This is a genomic window from Streptomyces sp. NPDC047880, assembly GCF_040706515.1.
Lineage (GTDB): Bacteria > Actinomycetota > Actinomycetes > Streptomycetales > Streptomycetaceae > Streptomyces.
This window is the reverse complement of record NZ_JBEZOK010000043.1, coordinates 24,404-43,054: the sequence shown is the minus strand read 5'-3', so window position 1 is coordinate 43,054 and position 18,651 is coordinate 24,404. Positions and strand designations below refer to the sequence as shown.

General features: G+C 72.7%; 5 protein-coding genes. All 5 read left to right on the top strand.

Translation table 11 applies throughout. From position 1 onward, the window contains the following. Positions 1–3,933, top strand: a 3,933-nt coding sequence (locus AB0937_RS37625; protein WP_366718572.1) for an amino acid adenylation domain-containing protein, incomplete at its 5' end; no start/stop codon positions are given. After that, complete coding sequence (locus tag AB0937_RS37620) at positions 3,933–13,958, top strand: amino acid adenylation domain-containing protein (RefSeq protein ID WP_366718570.1); 10,026 nt, start codon at positions 3,933–3,935, stop codon at positions 13,956–13,958. The genes AB0937_RS37625 and AB0937_RS37620, both read left to right, overlap by 1 nt. Before the next feature lie 60 nt (positions 13,959–14,018). Further along, positions 14,019–14,807, top strand: coding sequence for an alpha/beta fold hydrolase (locus tag AB0937_RS37615; RefSeq protein WP_366718568.1), 789 nt, complete (start codon positions 14,019–14,021; stop codon positions 14,805–14,807). After that, positions 14,804–18,439, top strand: coding sequence for an SDR family NAD(P)-dependent oxidoreductase (locus AB0937_RS37610; RefSeq protein ID WP_366718566.1), 3,636 nt, complete (start codon positions 14,804–14,806; stop codon positions 18,437–18,439). Before AB0937_RS37615 ends, AB0937_RS37610 begins: the two co-directional genes overlap by 4 nt. Next, positions 18,436–18,648: an MbtH family protein gene (locus tag AB0937_RS37605; protein WP_366718564.1), complete on the top strand. Its 213-nt coding sequence runs from the start codon at positions 18,436–18,438 to the stop codon at positions 18,646–18,648. Before AB0937_RS37610 ends, AB0937_RS37605 begins: the two co-directional genes overlap by 4 nt. Positions 18,649–18,651 lie beyond the last annotated feature (3 nt).

Genomic DNA, 18,651 nt, shown 5'->3' with positions numbered 1-18,651 from the left:
GAGGTACTGGGTGACGAGAGTGACCCGACGAGCACGGCGGGCCGGCAGATCGAGTACTGGCGCACCGCACTCGCCGGCGCACCCGAACTGATCGAACTTCCCCTCGACCGGCCGCGCCCGCAGACTCCCTCGTACCGCGGCGGGGTGGCCCGCTTCGAGACGGGCGCCGAGTTGCACGGTCGTCTGCTGGCGGTGGCCCGTGAGTGCGGGGTGACGCCGTTCATGGTGGTGCAGGCCGCTGTCGCGGTGCTGCTGTCACGCATGGGCGCGGGTACGGACGTGCCGCTGGGCACCGTCGTGGCGGGCCGGTCCGACCAGGCTCTGGACGGTCTGATCGGGTTCTTCGTGAACACGCTGGTGCTGCGCACGGATGTGTCGGGCGACCCGTCGGTGCGAGAGCTGCTGGCCCGGGTGCGTGAGACGGACCTGGCCGCGTACGCGCACCAGGACGTGCCGTTCGAGCGCCTGGTCGAGGTCGTCAGCCCGCAGCGCTCGCTGGCCCACCACCCGCTGTTCCAGGTCATGGTGGTCTTCGACAACAACGCCGAGGCAGCCTTCGGCCTTCCCGGCCTGGACGCCGCCTTCGAGGGCGCCGACCTCGGCGTGGCCAAGTTCGACCTGACCTTCCACCTGGAGGAAACCCCCGACGGGCTCAGTGGAGAGGTCCAGTACGCCTCGGACCTGTTCGACGAGGCGAGCGCGCACGGTCTGGGCGAGCGGTTCGTCCGGGTGCTGGAGGGGCTGCTCGCGGATGTGGACGGCCCGGTCGCGGCGGTCGACGTGCTGTCGGCCGCCGAGCGCGGCCGGGTCCTGGAGGAGTGGGCAGGTCCCGCGTCCTGCGGTGAGGCGAGTGACGGCCTGGCGTTCCCGGAGCTGTTCGCGGCTCGGGTCGCGGCGGACCCCTCGGCGCCCGCGCTGGCGTTCGAAGAGGTCGCGTTGACGTACGGCGAGCTGGCGGCGCGTGTGGACGCATTCGCCGGGCACCTCGCCTCGTGCGGTGTGGGGCCGGAGTCCGTGGTGGCCGTGGCGCTGCCGCGCTCGGTGGACCTGGTGGTGTCGCTGCTGGCGGTGCTGCGGGCCGGTGGCGCGTACGTGCCGGTGGACCCGGACTACCCGGCGGACCGGGTGGCGTACATGCTGTCGGACTCCCGGCCGGCACTGCTGGTCACCGACAGCGCGACGCTGCCGGGGCTCGGTGAGTGCGGGGTGCCGGTGGTGCTGGTGGACGGACTCGTCGGCGAACCGAAGCCGCCCGTGGCTCCGCAGGTGGAGCTGCGTGCGGACCACCCGGCCTATGTGATCTACACGTCGGGGTCGACGGGCCGGCCCAAGGGCGTGGTCGTGCCGCACGGCGGCATCGCCTCCCTGGCCCGTGCCCAGCAGGACGCGTTCGGTGTGGGCCCGGGCAGCCGGGTGCTGCAGTTCGCGGCACTGAGCTTCGACGCGGCGGCCTGGGAGATCGTGATGGGGCTGCTGTCCGGAGCGACCCTGGTGGTCGCCCCGGCGGAGCGGCTGATGCCGGGACCCGACCTGGCCGCACTCTGCGCCGGGCAGGACGTGACGCACGTGACCCTGCCGCCGACGGCGCTGGCGGTGCTGCCGGACGACGCGCTGCCGGCCGGCGCGACGGTCGTCGTGGCGGGCGAGGCGTGCCCGCCGGAGCTGGTGGCCCGCTGGTCCGAGGGGCGCCGCATGATCAACGCCTACGGTCCGACCGAGACGACCGTGTGCGCCACCATGAGCGCGCCGCTGTCGGGCGAGATCGTGCCACCGATCGGCCGTCCGATCGTGGGGACCCGGGTGTACGTGCTGGACGCGGCTCTGCGTCCGGTGGCTCCCGGCGTCACCGGCGAGCTGTACGTGGCGGGTGCGGGTCTGGCCCGTGGCTACCTGGGCCGCCCGTCGCTGACGGCCGGGCGGTTCCTCGCCGATCCGTTCGGCCCCGCGGGCTCGCGGATGTACCGCACCGGCGACCTCGTGCGGTGGACCGCCGACGGAGAGCTGGAGTACCAGAGCCGGGCGGACACGCAGGTGAAGCTGCGCGGCTTCCGCATCGAGCTCGGTGAGGTGGAGTCCGCCCTCAACGCGGTGGCTGGTGTGGGCCGGGCGACCGCGGTGGTGCGTGAGGATCGTCCGGGTGACCGGCGTCTGGTGGCCTACTACGTCGGCGACGCGGACCCGGTGGCCGTGCGGGCACAGATCGCCACCGGACTGCCGGACTACATGGTCCCGGCCGCCCTGGTGGTCCTGGACGAGGTCCCGCTGACGCCCAACGGCAAGGTCGACCGGGCAGCGCTCCCCGCACCGCGGTGGGCCACCACCGGCGGCAGCGGCCGCCGGCCCGCCGACGCCCGCGAGGAACTGCTCTGCCGGATCTTCGCCGACGTCCTCGACCTGCCCCGAGTCGACCCCGACGAAAGCTTCTTCGACCTCGGGGGCGACAGCATCATGTCGATCCAGGTGGTCAGCCGCGCCCGCGCGGGCGGGCTGCTCGTCTCGGCCCGCGACGTCTTCAGGGAGCGGACTCCCGCCCTTCTGGCCCGGGTGGCCACAGCGGTTCCGACCACGACGGAAGACCGGGAGGCCGGCACGGGCACGTTCGCGCCCACACCGATCATGCGCTGGCTGGAGCAGTACGAGGCCACCGACGGTTTCAACCAGTCGATGACCGTACGCGTCCCGGCAGGCCTCGACGAGCAGGCACTGGTCCGGGCCGCCCAGGCCCTGATCGACCACCACGACGTCCTGCGCCTGCGCCACCACCACGGCACGTACGAGGTGCGCGAGCGCGGCACCGTACCGGTCTCGGTCAGGCGCGTCGGCCGGGGCGACGGCCGGGCCGCGGAGACGGCCCGCCGGGAACTGTCCCCGGCAGCCGGTGAGGTCTCACGGTTCGTCTGGTTCGATGCCGGACCCGACGAGCCGGGCACGCTGCTGATCGTCCTGCACCACCTCGTCGTCGACGCGGTGTCGTGGCAGATACTGCTGCCCGACCTCGCCGCCGCGTACGAGGCGGCCGCAGCGGGCCGGGCTCCCGAACTCGCCCCCGTCGCCACGTCGTACCGGACCTGGGCCGGGCACCTGCAGGCGGCGGACCGGCGGGCCGAGCTTCCGGTGTGGCAGGAGATCGCCGCGACGGCGGAGCCGCTCCTCGGCACCCGCCGGCTGGACCCGGCGGTCGACACCGCCGCCACCGCCCGGGAGATCGAGCTCACCCTCGCACCGGACGTCACCGAGGCGCTGCTCACCAGGATCCCGGCGAGCGTCAACGGCAACGTCACCGACGCACTGCTGTGCGGGCTGGCGACGGCGGTCGTGGCAGGACGCGGCGCGGGACCGGTCCTCGTCGACCTCGAGGGGCACGGACGGGAACACGTCGCCGACGGGGTGGACACCTCCCGGACGGTCGGCTGGTTCACCAGCCTCTACCCCGTCCGGCTCGACCCGGAGGGCCGCACGCCCACCGACCGGCTCAAGCAGGTCAAGGAGCAGATGCGCCTGTTCCCGGACAACGGCGTCGGATACGGCATCCTGCGCCATCTGAAGGGCGAGCCAGGCCTGGCCGTCGCGCCGCAGATCGGCTTCAACTACCTGGGCCGGTACACCGACGGCGACGACGCGGGTGACTGGCAGACCGTCGACGGGCCGACGCCCGCGCCGCGGTCGCCCGAGATGCCGATGACACACGCGGTGGAGATCACCGCAGTCACCGAGAACCACGAGGGCCGTCCGCACCTCGTCGCCACCTGGACCTGGGCATCCGGACTGCTTGCCGAGTCCGAGGTACGGCGGCTTGCACACGCATGGTTCGACGCGCTCACCGCACTCGCGGACGAGCGGCCGGACGCGGTCGGACTGACGCCGTCCGACCTGAGCGACGACCTGACACAGAGCGAGATCGACAGCCTCGAGGCTGAACTGGGGGATTGGTAATGAAGCGCTCGCGCCTCGAAGACGTACTGCCGCTGACACCTTTGCAGGAGGGTCTGCTCTTCCACTCCCTCTATGACGACGAGGCCGTCGACGTCTACAACACCCAGCTCGTGCTGGCGCTGTCCGGTGAGGTGGACGGGGCCCTGCTGCGCCACAGCGCCGAAGCAGTCCTGCAGCGGCACGCCAACCTCAGGGCCGGTTTCCGGATGCGGGCGAACGGCCGGCCGATGCAGATCATCCCCCGGGACGTGAAGCCCGGCTGGTCCGAGTCGACCCTTCGGGCCGAGGAACTGGACGCGTTCCTGACGACCGAACGAGCCACCCGGTTCGACCTCGGCCGGCCGCCGCTGATCCGGTTCAGCCTGGTCCACCTCGGTCCGGAAGAGCACCGGCTCGTGGTGACCAACCACCACATCCTGCTCGACGGCTGGTCGGCGCCCCTGCTGGTCAACGAGCTCTTCGAGGTCTACGAGTCGGGGGGCAGCACCGACGGGCTGGCCCGGGTCACCCCGTACCGGGACTACCTGGGCTGGCTCGCCCGGCAGGACGCGGACGCCGGCGCGGAGGCGTGGCGGACGGCCCTCGCCGGCCTGGACGGGCCGACCGCGGTGGCTCCCGGCGCTCCCGCGGGCAAGGTGCTGCCCGAGCGGATCGCCGCCGAGCTCTCGCCCGGGACCACGGCCCGCCTGGTCCGGATGGCGGCAGACCGCGGCCTGACCGTGAACAACCTGGTTCAGGGCGCCTGGGCGATGGTGCTCGGGCAGCTCACCGGCCGCAGCGACGTGGTCTTCGGCGCCACGGTCTCCGGTCGCCCGGCCGATCTGCCCGGCGTGGAGGCCATGATCGGCTCCTTCATCAACACGCTCCCGGTACGCGTCGGGCTGGACCCCGCCGCGACGTTCGCCGAGGTCGTCGGTGACCTCCAGCGCCGGCAGGGCAACCTGCTCGACCACCATCACGTCAGCCTCGCCGAGATCCAGCGGGCGGCAGGATTGGGAGAGCTCTTCGACTCGATCCTCGTCTTCGAGAACTACCCCTTCGAGGACTCGGAGGAGAGCCCGTCGGGGAAGCTCAAGATCGCCGACGTCGACGGCGGCGGCGCGACCCATTACCCGCTCAGCCTCATCACCGGCATCGCGGGAGATCGTCTCGTCGTCCGGCTCGACATCCGTCCCGAGCAGTTCGACAGGGCGCAGGGCACCGCCATCGCCGCCCGGTTCCTCCAGATCCTGGAAACCGTCGCCACCGACCCCGACCTTCTCGTCGGCCGCATCGACGTGACCCTGCCCGCCGAGCGGGAACAGGTCGTCGAGACGTGGAATGCCACGGGTCTCGAACTGCCCGCCGCGGTCCTGCCCGGGCTTCTCGACGCCCAGGCGGTCCGCACGCCCGACCGGGTCGCCCTCATCGTGGAGGGCGAGGAGGTCGCGTACGGGGAACTGCACGCGCGGGCCAACCGGCTGGCCCGCCACCTCGTCGAGCGGGGCGCGGGTCCGGGCGAGCTCGTGGCCCTTGCCGCGCCCCGCTCGGTGGACCTCCTCGTCGGGCTGCTCGCCATCGTGAAGACGGGTGCGGCGTACCTGCCGGTGGACGTCGGCTACCCGGCCGACCGCATCGCCTACATGCTCGCCGACGCCGCCCCGATCTGCGTGCTGGACAGCGCGTACCTGGCCGGCACGGACACGGAGGGGTACGAGGACACCCCGCTCACCGACGCCGACCGGCTGCGTCCGCTGCACCCGTCCGACCCGGCGTACGTCATGTACACCTCCGGCTCGACGGGCCGCCCCAAGGGCGTCGTCATCCCGCACGCCGCGGTCGTGAACCGGCTCGACGGCATGCAGCGCGCCTACCCCCTGGCCGCCGACGACCGGGTGCTGCAGAAGACCGCCACCAGCTTCGACGTGTCGGTCTGGGAGTTCTTCTGGCCGCTGCTGCAGGGCGCCACGATGGTGATGGCCAAGCCGGACGGGCACCGGGACCCCGAGTACCTCGCCGAGCTGATCCAGGCCGAACGCGTGACGACGGTCCACTTCATCCCCGCGATGCTCTCGGCCTTCGTGCAGACACCGCAGACCGCCGGCTGCACCAGCCTGCGCCGCGTGTTCTGCGGCGGCGAGGCCCTGCCCGCGGACCTGCGCCGCAGCTTCCGCGACCTGCTCGGCGTCCCGCTGCACCATCTGTACGGCCCGACCGAGGCCACCGTCGACGTCACGGCGTGGGACGGCGGCCAGGAGACAGGCCCGGGCAACGCGCCGATCGGCTTTCCCGTGTGGAACACCCGCGTCTACGTTCTCGACCGGGCGCTGCGCCCGGTTCCGCCCGGCGTCGTGGGAGAGCTCTACCTTGCGGGCGTCCAGCTCGCGCACGGCTACCTGAACCGGCCGGGCCTCAGCGCGGAGCGGTTCGTGGCCGACCCGTTCGGCCCGGCAGGGTCGCGGATGTACCGCTCCGGCGACCTGGGGCGGTGGAACCCCGACGGTTCCCTCCAGTTCGCCGGCCGCGCCGACCGCCAGGTCAAGGTGCGCGGCGTCCGGATCGAGCTCGACGAGATCCGGGCCACCGCGGCCGAACTGCCCGAGGTGGGCCAGGCCGTCGTCACCGTGTGCGACGAGCGTCTCGTCGCGTACGTCGTCCCCGCCGGGGACGACCGAGCCGGCGACGACCTGATCCGCACGGTCCGGGAGCACCTCGCCGCGAGGCTGCCCGAGGTGCTCGTGCCCGGCGCGATCGTGCTCCTCGACGCCCTGCCGCTGACCCCCAGCGGCAAGCTCGACACCGCCGCGCTGCCCGCCCCCGAGTTCGGGACCGCCCCCGCGGCCCGAGCCGCGGCGACGCCGCAGCAGGAGATCCTCTGCGGCCTGTTCGCCGAGGTGCTCGGCCTGCGGCGGACCGGCGTCGACGACGACTTCTTCGCGCTCGGCGGGCACTCCCTGCTCGCCACCCGGCTGGTCAGCCGCATTCGCTCCACGTTCGCCGTCGAGCTGCCGATCCGCGCGCTGTTCGAGGCGCCGACCCCGGCCGGGATAGCCGCCCGCCTCGACACAGCGGCCACCGCCCGCCCGCCGATCCGCGTCGGTGCGCGGCCGGAGCACCCGCCGCTGTCGTACGCGCAGCGACGCCTTTGGTTCCTGTACCGGCTGGAGGGGCCCGCCGCCACGTACAACCTGCCGATCGCGCTGCGCCTGACCGGCCGGCTGGACCGGTCCGCGCTGCAGGCCGCGATCACCGACGTGGTCGAGCGGCACGAGGCCCTGCGGACAGCCTTCCCCGACTTCGCGGGCACGCCCTACCAGCGCGTCCTGCCCGCCGAAGTCGACCTGCGGGTGGAACGCTTCTCCCCGGAGGCGCTCGACGCGGCGGCCGGGTACAGCTTCCACCTCGAGCGGGAGGCCCCACTGCGCGTCACGCTCTTCGAGTCCGGCCCCGACGAGCACACCCTGCTGCTGCTCCTGCACCACATCGCCGGTGACGGCTGGTCCGCGGCCCCGCTCGCGACCGACCTCGCCACCGCGTACGCGGCCCGCTGCGCCGGCGAGAGCCCCGCCTGGCCGGCACTGCGCGTGCAGTACGCGGACTTCGCCCTGTGGCAGCACGAACTCCTCGCCGGTGAGGAGGACCCGGACAGCCTGATCGCCCGTCAGCTCGCGTACTGGCGGACGACGCTGGCCGGCGCCCCCGAACTGCTCGAACTGCCCACCGACCACCCGCGTCCCGCGGTCGCCGGGAACGGCGGCGGTGTCGTGGAGCTGACCGTGCCCGCCGACACCCACGCGTCGCTCGTGGCACTGGCCAGGGCCCACCAGGCGAGCCTGTTCATGGTGGTCCAGGCAGGTATCGCGACCCTGCTGACCCGCATGGGAGCGGGCACCGACATCCCCCTGGGCACTGCGATCGCCGGCCGCACGGACGAGACGCTGGACGATCTCGTCGGATTCTTCGTCAACACCCTGGTGCTGCGCACCGACGTCTCGGGCGACCCGTCCTTCGCCGAACTGCTGGGCCGCGTCCGCACCGCGGATCTCGCCGCGTACTCCCACCAGGACGTGCCGTTCGAGCGGCTGGTCGAGGTGCTCAATCCGGCCAGGTCGCTCGCCCACCACCCGTTGTTCCAGGTCATGCTGACGTTCGCCAACACCGCCGGCGGAGACTTCGACATGGCCGGCCTCGACGTGGTCCGCGAGCAGGTCGGCGCGGACACCGCCAAGCTCGACCTGTCCTTCTTCCTCGCCGAGGAGCACACCGGGGACGGCCGTCCGGACGGCCTGCACGGTGCGATCCAGTACGCCACCGACTTGTTCGAGGCCGAGACCGTGCAGGCGATGGCCGACCGTCTGGTCCGTCTGCTCACCGCGGCCGCGGCCGACCCGGACCTGCCGGTCGGCGATCTGCCGATCCTGTCCGACGAAGAACGCCACAGTGTTCTGACCGGCTGGAACGAGCCGGGGCACGACGTACCCCGGACGACCGTGCCGGAGCTGTTCGCCGCGCAGGCGGCCCGGACCCCCGAAGCCGTCGCCGTGGTGTGCGGGGACGACCGCGTCACCTACGCCGAATTGGCCGACCGCGTCGAACGCCTCGCCCGGCTCCTGGTCGCACGGGGTGCCCGCCCGGAGACCTTCGTGGCGATCGCCCTGCCGAAGTCCGTCGACCTCGTGGTGGCGGTGCTCGCCGTCTTCCGGGCCGGGGCGGCCTACCTGCCGCTGGACCCGGAGCACCCGGCCGACCGGCTCGACTTCGTGCTCGACGACGTCGATCCGGTGCTGGTGCTGACCACCACGACGACCGAGCTTCCCGGTGCGCGTCCGCGCCTCCACCTGGATGCGGACCTCTCCCCGGACGCCGGCGGCGACGCCGCGCGGACGCAGCCACTGCCGGGGTTCGTACCGGACAGCGCCGCCGCGTACGTGATCTTCACCTCCGGTTCCACCGGCAGGCCGAAGGGCGTCGTGGTCGAGCACCGGTCGCTCAACTCGTACCTGGCATGGGCCCGGAACGCCTACGACTCCGTCGAGCGCGGCGCGCTCGTGCACTCGCCGATCTCCTTCGACCTCACCGTCACCGGCGTCTTCGCGCCCCTGACCGCGGGTGGTGCCGTGGACCTCGTCGACCTGAACGGCGACGCCCCGGGCACGCGCCCCGCCTTCGTCAAGGCCACGCCGAGCCACCTCTCGTTGCTGCTGAACCTGCCGGACTCGTTCTCCCCGACCGAGCAACTGGTTCTCGGAGGCGAGTCGTTGATGGGTGAGCTGCTCGACGAGTGGCGCAGTCGGCACCCCGGCGTGACCGTGGTCAACGAGTACGGGCCCACGGAGACGACCGTGGGCTGCACCCAATTCCGCATCGCCCCCGGCCACGCCGTTCCCAGTGGTGTCATCACCATCGGCCGGCCGGTCTGGAACACCCGGATGTACGTGCTCGACGCGCGGCTGCGGCCGTTGCCCGTCGGAGTGACGGGCGAGCTCTACATCGCGGGCGACCTGGTCACCCGCGGCTACCTCAACCGGCTCGGCCTCACCGCGGCCAAGTTCGTCGCCGACCCGTACGGCCCTCCGGGGTCGCGGATGTACCGCTCCGGCGACCTCGGCCGGTGGAACCGGCACGGCGAACTGGAGTTCGTCGCTCGTGTCGACCACCAGGTGAAGCTGCGGGGCTTCCGGATCGAGCTCGGCGAAGTCGAGTCGGCCGTCGGCAAGCACCCGGACGTGTCGCACGCCGCCGTCGTGCTGCGCGAGGACAGGCCGGGTGACAAGCGCCTCGTCGCGTACGTGACGCCCGCCGGGCTCGACCTGGCGGCCGTGCGGGCGTACGCCGCCGAGCAGCTTCCCGAGTACATGGCGCCGTCCGCGTACGTGGCGATGGACCGACTGCCCTTCACCGCAAACGGAAAGCTGGACCGGGACGCGCTGCCCGAACCCGAAGCGGCGGTCACGTCCGTCCAGGGCCCCCGGGACGCCCGCGAGGAAGCCCTCTGCACGATCTTCGCCGAGAGCCTGGGCGTGCCCTCGGTCGGCGTCGACGACGTCTTCTTCGACCTCGGCGGGCACTCGCTGCTCGCCGCCCGGGTCGTCGCCCGCGTCCGTGACGAGCTCGGCGTCGACGTCGGCATCCGAACCCTCTTCGAGGCACCCACCGTCGCCGGGTTCGCCGCGCGGATCGCCGAGCCGGGGCCGGCCGCCGGGCGGCCCCGCCCCGCGCTCACCCCGCGCCCGCGGCCTGAGCGGGTGCCCTTGTCGGCAGCCCAGCGCCGTCTGTGGTTCATGTACCGCTTCGAGGGCCCGTCGCCCACGTACAACGTCCCGCTGGCGCTGCGGCTCACCGGTCGGGTCGACCGGGCCGCGCTGCGAGCCGCCCTCGCCGACGTGGTGGGACGGCACGAGAGCCTGCGCACCGTCTTCGGTGACGAGTCGGGCGTGCCGTACCAGCGGATCGTGACCGGAGAACCGGTCCTGGAGGAGGTGGCAGGCGACGGCATCGCCGCCGCTGCCGGGTACGCCTTCGAGCTCGACCGCGAACTCCCCATCCGCTGCTGGCTCTTCTCCCGGAGCGGCGACGAACACGTCTTGCTCGTGCTCGTCCACCACATCGTCAGCGACGGCTGGTCGATGGGACCGCTGCTGCGCGACCTGGCCACTGCGTACGAGGCCCGCCGCGCCGGGCACGCCCCGCAGTGGACTCCGCTCGCGGTGCAGTACGCCGACTACGCCGTCTGGCAGCAGGAGATCCTCGGAGAGGAGGGCGACCCGGACAGCGTGCTGGCCCGCCAGACCGCGTTCTGGCGCGACACCCTCGCGGGTGCGCCCGACCTGCTGGACCTGCCCGTCGACCGGCCCCGGCCGGCCGCACTCAGCCACCGTGGCGGCTCGGTGCCGCTGACGATCGGCCCCGACCTGTACCGCGCCGTCGCGGACCTGGCCCGCCGTCGGCACGCCAGCGTGTTCATGGTGCTGCAGGCCGCCCTCGCCGCCCTGCTCACCCGGTACGGCAGCGGCACGGACATCCCGCTCGGCTGCGCGGTCGCCGGACGCGACGAGGAGGCGGCCCGTGAGCTGGTCGGCTTCTTCGTCAACACGGTCGTGCTGCGCACCGACGTCTCCGGCAGCCCCACCTTGCACGAGCTCCTCGACCGTGTGCGGGAGACCGACCTGGCCGCGTTCGCCCACCAGGATGTGCCGTTCGAGCGGCTCGTCGAGGTGCTCAACCCGGCCCGCTCGCTGGCCCACCACCCCCTGTTCCAGGTGATGCTCACCCTGCAGAACCTCGATGTCTCGGAGCCGGAACTCCCGGGCCTGGTGGTCCGCGGGGAGCCGGTCGACTCGGAATCCGCCAAGGTGGACCTGGCGTTCGTCCTGGAGGAGGACGAGACCTCCGGGCTGAACGGGATCGTGCGGTACGCCACCGACCTGTTCGACCCGGAGACCGCCCGGGGCCTGGCCGACTCCCTGGTCCGGCTGCTCGCCGCGGCCGTGGCCGAGCCGGATGCGCCGTTGGACAGGCTGGAGATCCTCGGTCCGGAGCTGGGCCGGCAGATCCTCGAGGGGTGGAACGACACCGCCCGCGACGTGCCCGCGCTCACCTGGCCGGAGCTCTTCGCACGGCAGGTGGCCCGTACGCCGGACCATCCGGCCGTACAGCACGGTGCCGAGACGCTCAGCTATGCCGAGCTGGACCTGCGCGCCAACCGGCTCGCGCACCTGCTGCGCGAGCGGGGCGCGGGACCGGGGGAGGTCGTCGCGCTGCGGCTGCCCCGATCGGCCGACCTGGTGATCGCCGTGCTGGCGACGCTGAAGGCGGGAGCCGCGTACCTGCCGGTCGACCCGGACTACCCGGCCGAGCGGATCGCGTTCATGCTCGACGACGCCCGGCCGGTGTGCGAGCTCTCGCCCGCTTCCTTCCCGGTCCCGGACGGGCTCCCCGGCACGGAACCGGTCGTCGCCCGGCACCTCGACGACGCCGCGTACGTCATCTACACCTCCGGATCGACGGGCCGCCCCAAGGGCGTCGTGGTGTCGCACCTCGGTATCGCGGGCCTGGTCGCCAACCAGGCCGAGCGCTATGAAGCCGGGACGGGCAACCGCGTCGCACAGCTCATCTCCCCGAGCTTCGACGCGAGCGTCTCCGAGCTGTGCCTCGCCCTGCTCACCGGCTCCTGCCTCGTGATCCCCCCGGGCCTCCTGGCCGGCGACGAACTCGCCGCGTTCCTCGCCGACCGGCGCATCACGCAGGCGCACCTCACCCCGGCCGTGATGTCCGGCCTGCCGCGGATCGCGCTGCCCGCCCTGCGGGTGATCATCACCGGCGGCGACGTGCCTGCGGCGGATGTGATCGCGCACTGGTCCCAAGGCCGCAGGCTCGTCAACGCGTACGGCCCGACCGAGGCGACCGTCGACGTCGCGTCCTGGGTGTACGACGCTCCCGGCCGGCAGCCGGTCCCGATCGGCCGGCCCATCGCCAACGCCGGTGTGTACGTGCTCGACCGGCACCTGCGGCCCGTCCCGCCCGGAGTGGCGGGAGAGCTGTACACGACCGGCCCCGGCCTGGCCCGCGGCTACCTCCACCGCCCCGCCCTGACCGCCGAGAGGTTCGTCGCGAACCCGTTCGCACCCGGCGCCCGGATGTACCGCACCGGCGACCTCGTCCGGTGGGACCGCGACGGCCGGCTGGTGTTCGTCGGCCGGGCCGACACGCAGGTGAAGCTTCGCGGCCTGCGGATCGAGCTGGGCGAGATCGAGTCCGCGCTCGCCGAGCAGCCCGGTGTCACCCATGCCGCCGCGGCCGTCCACGCCGACCGGCTCGTCGGCTACGCCGTACCGGCCCCCGGGGTACGGCTGGACCCGGGGGAACTGCGCAGTCGGCTCGCCGTGGAGCTGCCGGCACACATGGTGCCCGGTGTGGTCATGGTGCTGGAAGGCCTGCCGCTGAGTCCCAGCAACAAGCTCGACCGCAAGGCCCTGCCCGTACCGGAGGTGAGTGCGGCGACGGCCGGGCGCGATCCGCGCAGCCTGCGCGAGGAACTGCTCTGCGGCCTCTTCGCGGAAGCCCTCGAACTGCCCCGGGTCGGCGTCGACGCGAACTTCTTCGAGCTCGGTGGCCACTCGCTGCTCGCGATGCGTCTCGCCACCCGGATCAGCACCGCGCTCGACGTCGTGGCGGACGTCCGGACGCTCTTCGAGGCGCCCACCCCGGCCCTGCTCGCCGCGCGCCTGGACACCGCCGACGACACCGGCCCCATGGTGGTGCTGCGCCGTGGTGGCGACCGCCCCTCCCTGTTCTGCGCTCCGCCGTCGCTCGGCCTGAGCTGGTGCTACGCAGGACTCCTGCGCGGGCTGCCCGAGGACGTGGGCCTGTACGGCCTGCAGGCGTGGGGACTCGACGGCCCGGGACCGCTGCCGGACTCGCTGGCCGCGTGGGCGCTCGAAGCCGTCGAGCAGATACGCACCGTCCAGCCGCAGGGCCCGTACCACCTGCTGGGGTACTCGACCGGTGGCAACATCGCGCACGCCATCGCCACCACCCTGCAGGAGCAGGGCGAGCAGGTGGCCCTGCTGGCCGTCATGGACTCCCGGCCGGGCGACCCCGCACAGGAGGGCCCGGTGGAGGAACAGCGGCTGCTCACTGCCGCCGACGTGCTCGCCGTCCTGAGCGACGACGCGGGCGGTGACCCTGAAGACCGGGGCGACGAGGCGGAACAGCGGGCGCGGGGACTGGGCCTGGTCGGAGAGGTCCTCGGCGGCGCGGCCGACGAGCGGCTCTTCGACGTCATGGTCAACACGATCATGGTGGTCACGGCGCACCGGCCCGTCGCGTACAAGGGGGAGGTCGCCCTGTTCACCTCGGGCGGGGAGGAGGGGGCCGCGAAGCTGGCCTCCGCCTGGGCTCCCTACGTGGACGGGGAGCTGAAGGTCACCCCGTTCATGTGCGGGCACGACGATCTCCTGGAGCCGGCCCTGCTGCGCGACGTGGCCACACGTATCGCCCAGTCCTTCGAATGCGGCCCGGAAATGACCGTAATAGAGGACCGATAAGGCGGCTCCATACCGTGCGACGTATTCCTGTTGTCCCGCAGATTTCGAGGCGGCTCGGTCATGCCTGACAGGCTCATAGCAGAAACTCCATTCGTCCGCCGTGCCCGGCGGTCGAACCGGAGGGTCCGTCTGTTCTGCTTTCCGCACGCGGGAGCAGGGGCGAGCGCCTTCGCCGCGTGGCCGGACCTTTTCCCGGCGGAAGTGGAAATCGTGGCCGTGCAACTGCCCGGCCGCGAGGACCGCGTCGGCGAACCGCACCCCGCGTCCGTCGACGTGGCGGTCCGCATGGTCGCCGTGGCGCTGCGGCCCTATCTCCAGGGCCCGTATGCGTTCTTCGGCCACAGCGGCGGTGCGCTGCTGGCGTTCGAACTGGCCAGGGCACTGCGCAAGCGCGGCACCCAGCCCGGGCACCTGTTCCTGTCCGGGCAGTCGGCCCCGGGACACGACGTCGCCGCGCCGCAGCTGCACCGGCTGCCCGATGACGACTTCAGCGCCGCTCTGCGGAGCCTGGACGGCACGTCGGACGGGGTGTTCACCGACCCGGAGCTGATGAAGCTGCTGCTGCCGACGCTGCGTGCCGACTTCACCCTCTGGGAGAACCACCGGCACCGCCCCGACCAGCCGCTTTCCATACCGGTCACCGCACTCGGCGGGGACACCGACCCGCGCGCCCCCGTCAGTGGTCTTCGGGCGTGGGAGGAGCAGACCACCGGGGCGTTCTCCGTCGAGGTCTTCCCCGGCGGCCACTTCTATCTCAACGACTCCGAGGCGGAGCTCGCCGCGGTCCTGGGCAGCACGCTGCTGGGCCGTGAACCCGCGTACAGCGGCCATGGGGGGCGGAACCGATGACGATGCCCGGACACGACGCCGTTGCGCTGCTGCGGGCGGCGGCCGAATCCGTCACGGGGGTGGACGAGGCCGCGCCCGTGCTGCGCAGTGAGGCCCGGCTCGACCGGGTGCGCCCGGCCGCACCCCGCACTGCGGACACGCCGCCCGCGGCGGCGGGGCCGCCGGCCGTCGCGTACGGCGGAGACCTGCCGGCCGACCCCGGCTTCCCCACCACCTTGCAGGAAGCCCTTCGGCTGGCCGCCGAACTCGCCCCGGACCAGGGCATCGTCTATCTGACGGGTGACGACGAGCACGTCCAGAGCTACTCCCGGCTGCTGGCCGACGCACAGCGGCTGCTCACCGGACTGCGCTCCACCGGCATCGCCCCCGGCGAGTCCGTGCTGTTCCAGTTCGGCGACAACCGTGCCTTCGTCACCGCGTTCTGGGCGTGCGTCCTGGGCGGATACCTGCCCACCCCGGTCGGTACCGCACCCGGTTACGACCGTGAGAACGCCGTCACCACCAAGCTCCGCAACGCCTGGCAGCTGCTGGACCGGCCGCTCGTCCTCACCGACGCCTCCCTCGCCCCCGCGGTGGCCAAGCTGCCGGCCCTGTGGGGCGTGGACGACCTGCGGGTGGCCGTCGTCGAGGAACTGAGCGACGGTCCGCAGAGCACGGACTGGTTCCCGGCGACCCCGGACAGCCCGGTCGTGCACCTGCTCACCTCCGGCAGCACCGGGGTGCCGAAGGTGGTCCGGCACGCCAGCCGCAGCATCCTGGCCCGCACCCGGGCCGTCGCGGCGGTGAGCGGGTTCGATTCCGGCGAGGTCGCGCTGAACTGGATGCCGCTCGACCACGTCGGCGGCATCATCATGTGGAGCGTGCGGGACGTGGTGCTGCGCTGCCGGCACGTCAACGCCACCATCGACGCCTTCCTCGCCGAACCGCTGCGCTGGCTCGACTGGATCGACCGGTACGGCGTCACCAACACCTGGGCCCCCAACTTCGCCTTCGCGCTCGTCAACGAGCGTGCCGCCGCGATGACCGGCCGGTCCTGGGACCTGTCGACGCTGAGGCATCTCCTCAACGGCGGAGAGGCCGTCGTCAGCCGCACCGCGGACCGGTTCATCGAGCTGCTCACGGCGCACGGAATGCCGGCCGACGCGATGCGCCCGTCCTGGGGGATGTCGGAGACCAGCTCGGGCGTGACGTGCTCGACGCTGCACGCCGGTATTCCGGACGCAGGCCGGCTGCGGGTGGACAAGAGCTCGCTCGGCGGGGCGCTGCGCTGGTCCACCGGCCCCGACGCCGTCACGTTCACGGAGGTCGGCCCGCCGATCCCAGGCGTGCGGCTGCGCATCGTCGATCCGAACGACAATGTGCTGCCCGAGGACCACGTGGGGCGGCTCCAGATCACGGGACCGACGATCATGGAGGGCTACTTCCGCAACGAGGAGGCGAACGCGGAGGCGTTCACCGCAGACGGCTGGTTCAGCACCGGCGACCTCGCGTTCCTGCACGAGGGCCGGCTCACCATCACCGGCCGGGAGAAGGACCTCATCATCGTCCAGGGTGCCAACATCCTGAGCTACGACGTGGAGTCCATCGCGGAGCAAGTGGAGGGCGCCGAGGTCACGTACGTCGCCGCCTGCGGCTGGTCCGGCGCGGGCGACAGCACCGACAAACTGGTGATCTTCTTCGTCCCGGCCTCCGGCGACCGGACCTCGGTCCACGACACCATCGCCGCGATCAAGTCGCGGGTGGCCGAGGCCCTGGGCCTGCAGCCCGACCTGGTGATCCCGGTCGAGCGGGACGACTTCCCCAAGACGGGCAGCGGCAAGATCCAGCGAGCCCAGCTCATCGCCGACCTCGACGCAGGCAAGTACGCCGAGTGGTGCGACGAGCCGGACGGCCCCTGGTACTTCGAGCGGACCTGGACCGACCTTCCCGCCGAACGCGGCGCACTGCCCCCCGGCCCGTGGCTGGTCTCCGAGGCCCTCCGGGAAGAGCTCGCCGCCGTACCCGGCGTCCCCGAGCTCGTCACCTCCCCGGCCGGCGGTGCCTCCACGGCCGGACCCGTCGGCGCCGTTGTCCACCTGGCTCAGGGCCCCGACGCGGAGAGCGTGACTCTCGACGTGCTGCGGCTGGTCCAGGACCTGGCCGCCCACGATCCCGCGCCCCCGCTCCTGGTGGTCACGAGCGGTGGTCTGTGGACGGCGGCGGGCGACACGCTCGACCTCGCCACCGCGGGTCTGCCCGGTCTCCTGCGGACGGCCGCGGCGGAGCGGGTGCTGGCGTCCGTCCGGCAGCTCGACGTGGGTGACCCCTCCGACCGGGCCACCGCGATCGTCACGGAACTCGCCGGCCACGACGCCGCCGACCTCGTGGCCCACCGTGGCACACGACGCCTGGTGCCCCGGCTGCGGCCGATGGCTCTCGAGGAACGGGGGAGGGACGCGTTCGTCACCGGCGGCCGCTACCTCGTCACCGGTGGTCTCGGCGGCGTCGCCCATCCGGTCGCGGAATACCTCCTGGCCGCCCACGGCGCGAAGCTGCTGCTGGTGGGACGGAGCCCGGCCGACCGGGGCGAGCGCGCCGAACGTCTGGACGACCTGAGTGTCCTGGGCGACGTGGCCTACCGCGCGCTCGACGTGGCCGATCCGGTCGCGTTGCGGGCCGCGGTGCGCGAGGCGGAGGCACGCTGGGGAGCGCCGCTCGACGGTGTGCTGCACCTGGCCGGCGCCGACGTCTCCCGCCAGTGGGCACAACTGGAACTCCACCAGGTCGCCCGTGAGTCCCCCCGGGCCTTCCACGACGCCTACCGCGCGAAGGTGACCGGCACGCTGGCGCTCGCCGAACTGCTGGAGGACCGGCCTGACACGCCCCTCGTGCTCTTCTCGTCGGTCAACGGCGAATTCGGCGGAAGCTCCTTCGCGGCCTACTCGTCGGCCAACAGCTTCCTGCATGGATTCGCCGACCACTGGGGCCGCGAACGCGGCCGGCCGGTGCACTGCCTGGCATGGAGCACCTGGAGCGGACTGGGCATGAACCGGGGCGCGCCCGAGGGCGCCGCCGAGGCGCGCGGCTTCCGCGCCCTCGACCCCGACGAGGGCCTCGACTCGCTGCTCACCGTGCTGGGACAGGACCGGGCCACCGTGCTGGTCGGCCTCGACGGCCGCAACGAGCACATCGCGCGAGTCCTCGCCCCGGACAGCCTGCACGTCGCTGAGGCGATCGTCGTGTACACCGGGCCGGCCTCCGAGGCCGACGTCCGGGCGGCCGTGGCACCGGTGGCGAGGGAGCTCGACCACCCCATGCGCTGTCTGCGCGTCGAGAGGTTGCCCGCCGACCGGGACCAGCTGCTCGCCGTCGCGGTCGCAGCGCTGGAACGGGGCGGGCGGCAGTTCGTACCGCCGGCCACCGAGCTGGAACAGGCCCTCGCCGCCCTCTGGACCGACGTCCTCGGCGGCGATGTCGGCCGCGACGACCGCTTCTTCGACCTCGGCGGCAGTTCGCTGCGCGCCGCGCAGCTCGTGAACCGCATCAACAGCGCGCTGACCGCCCGGCTGTCGGTGCACCAGCTCTACGAACACCCCACTGTCGGCTCTCTCGCCGCAGTGCTTTCCCCGCAATTGGAAGGAGAACGAGGATGACCAATCCGTTCGAGGACGCGGACGGCACCTACGTGGTGCTCGTCAACGACGAGGGACAGCACTCCCTCTGGCCGACGTTCGTCGACGTGCCCGCCGGCTGGCTGACCGCCCACCCGGCCGACACCCGCGACGCCTGCCTCGCCTACATCGAGGCCAACTGGACCGACATGCGTCCGCGCAGCCTCGTCACCGCGATGGACGCGCAGTAAAGC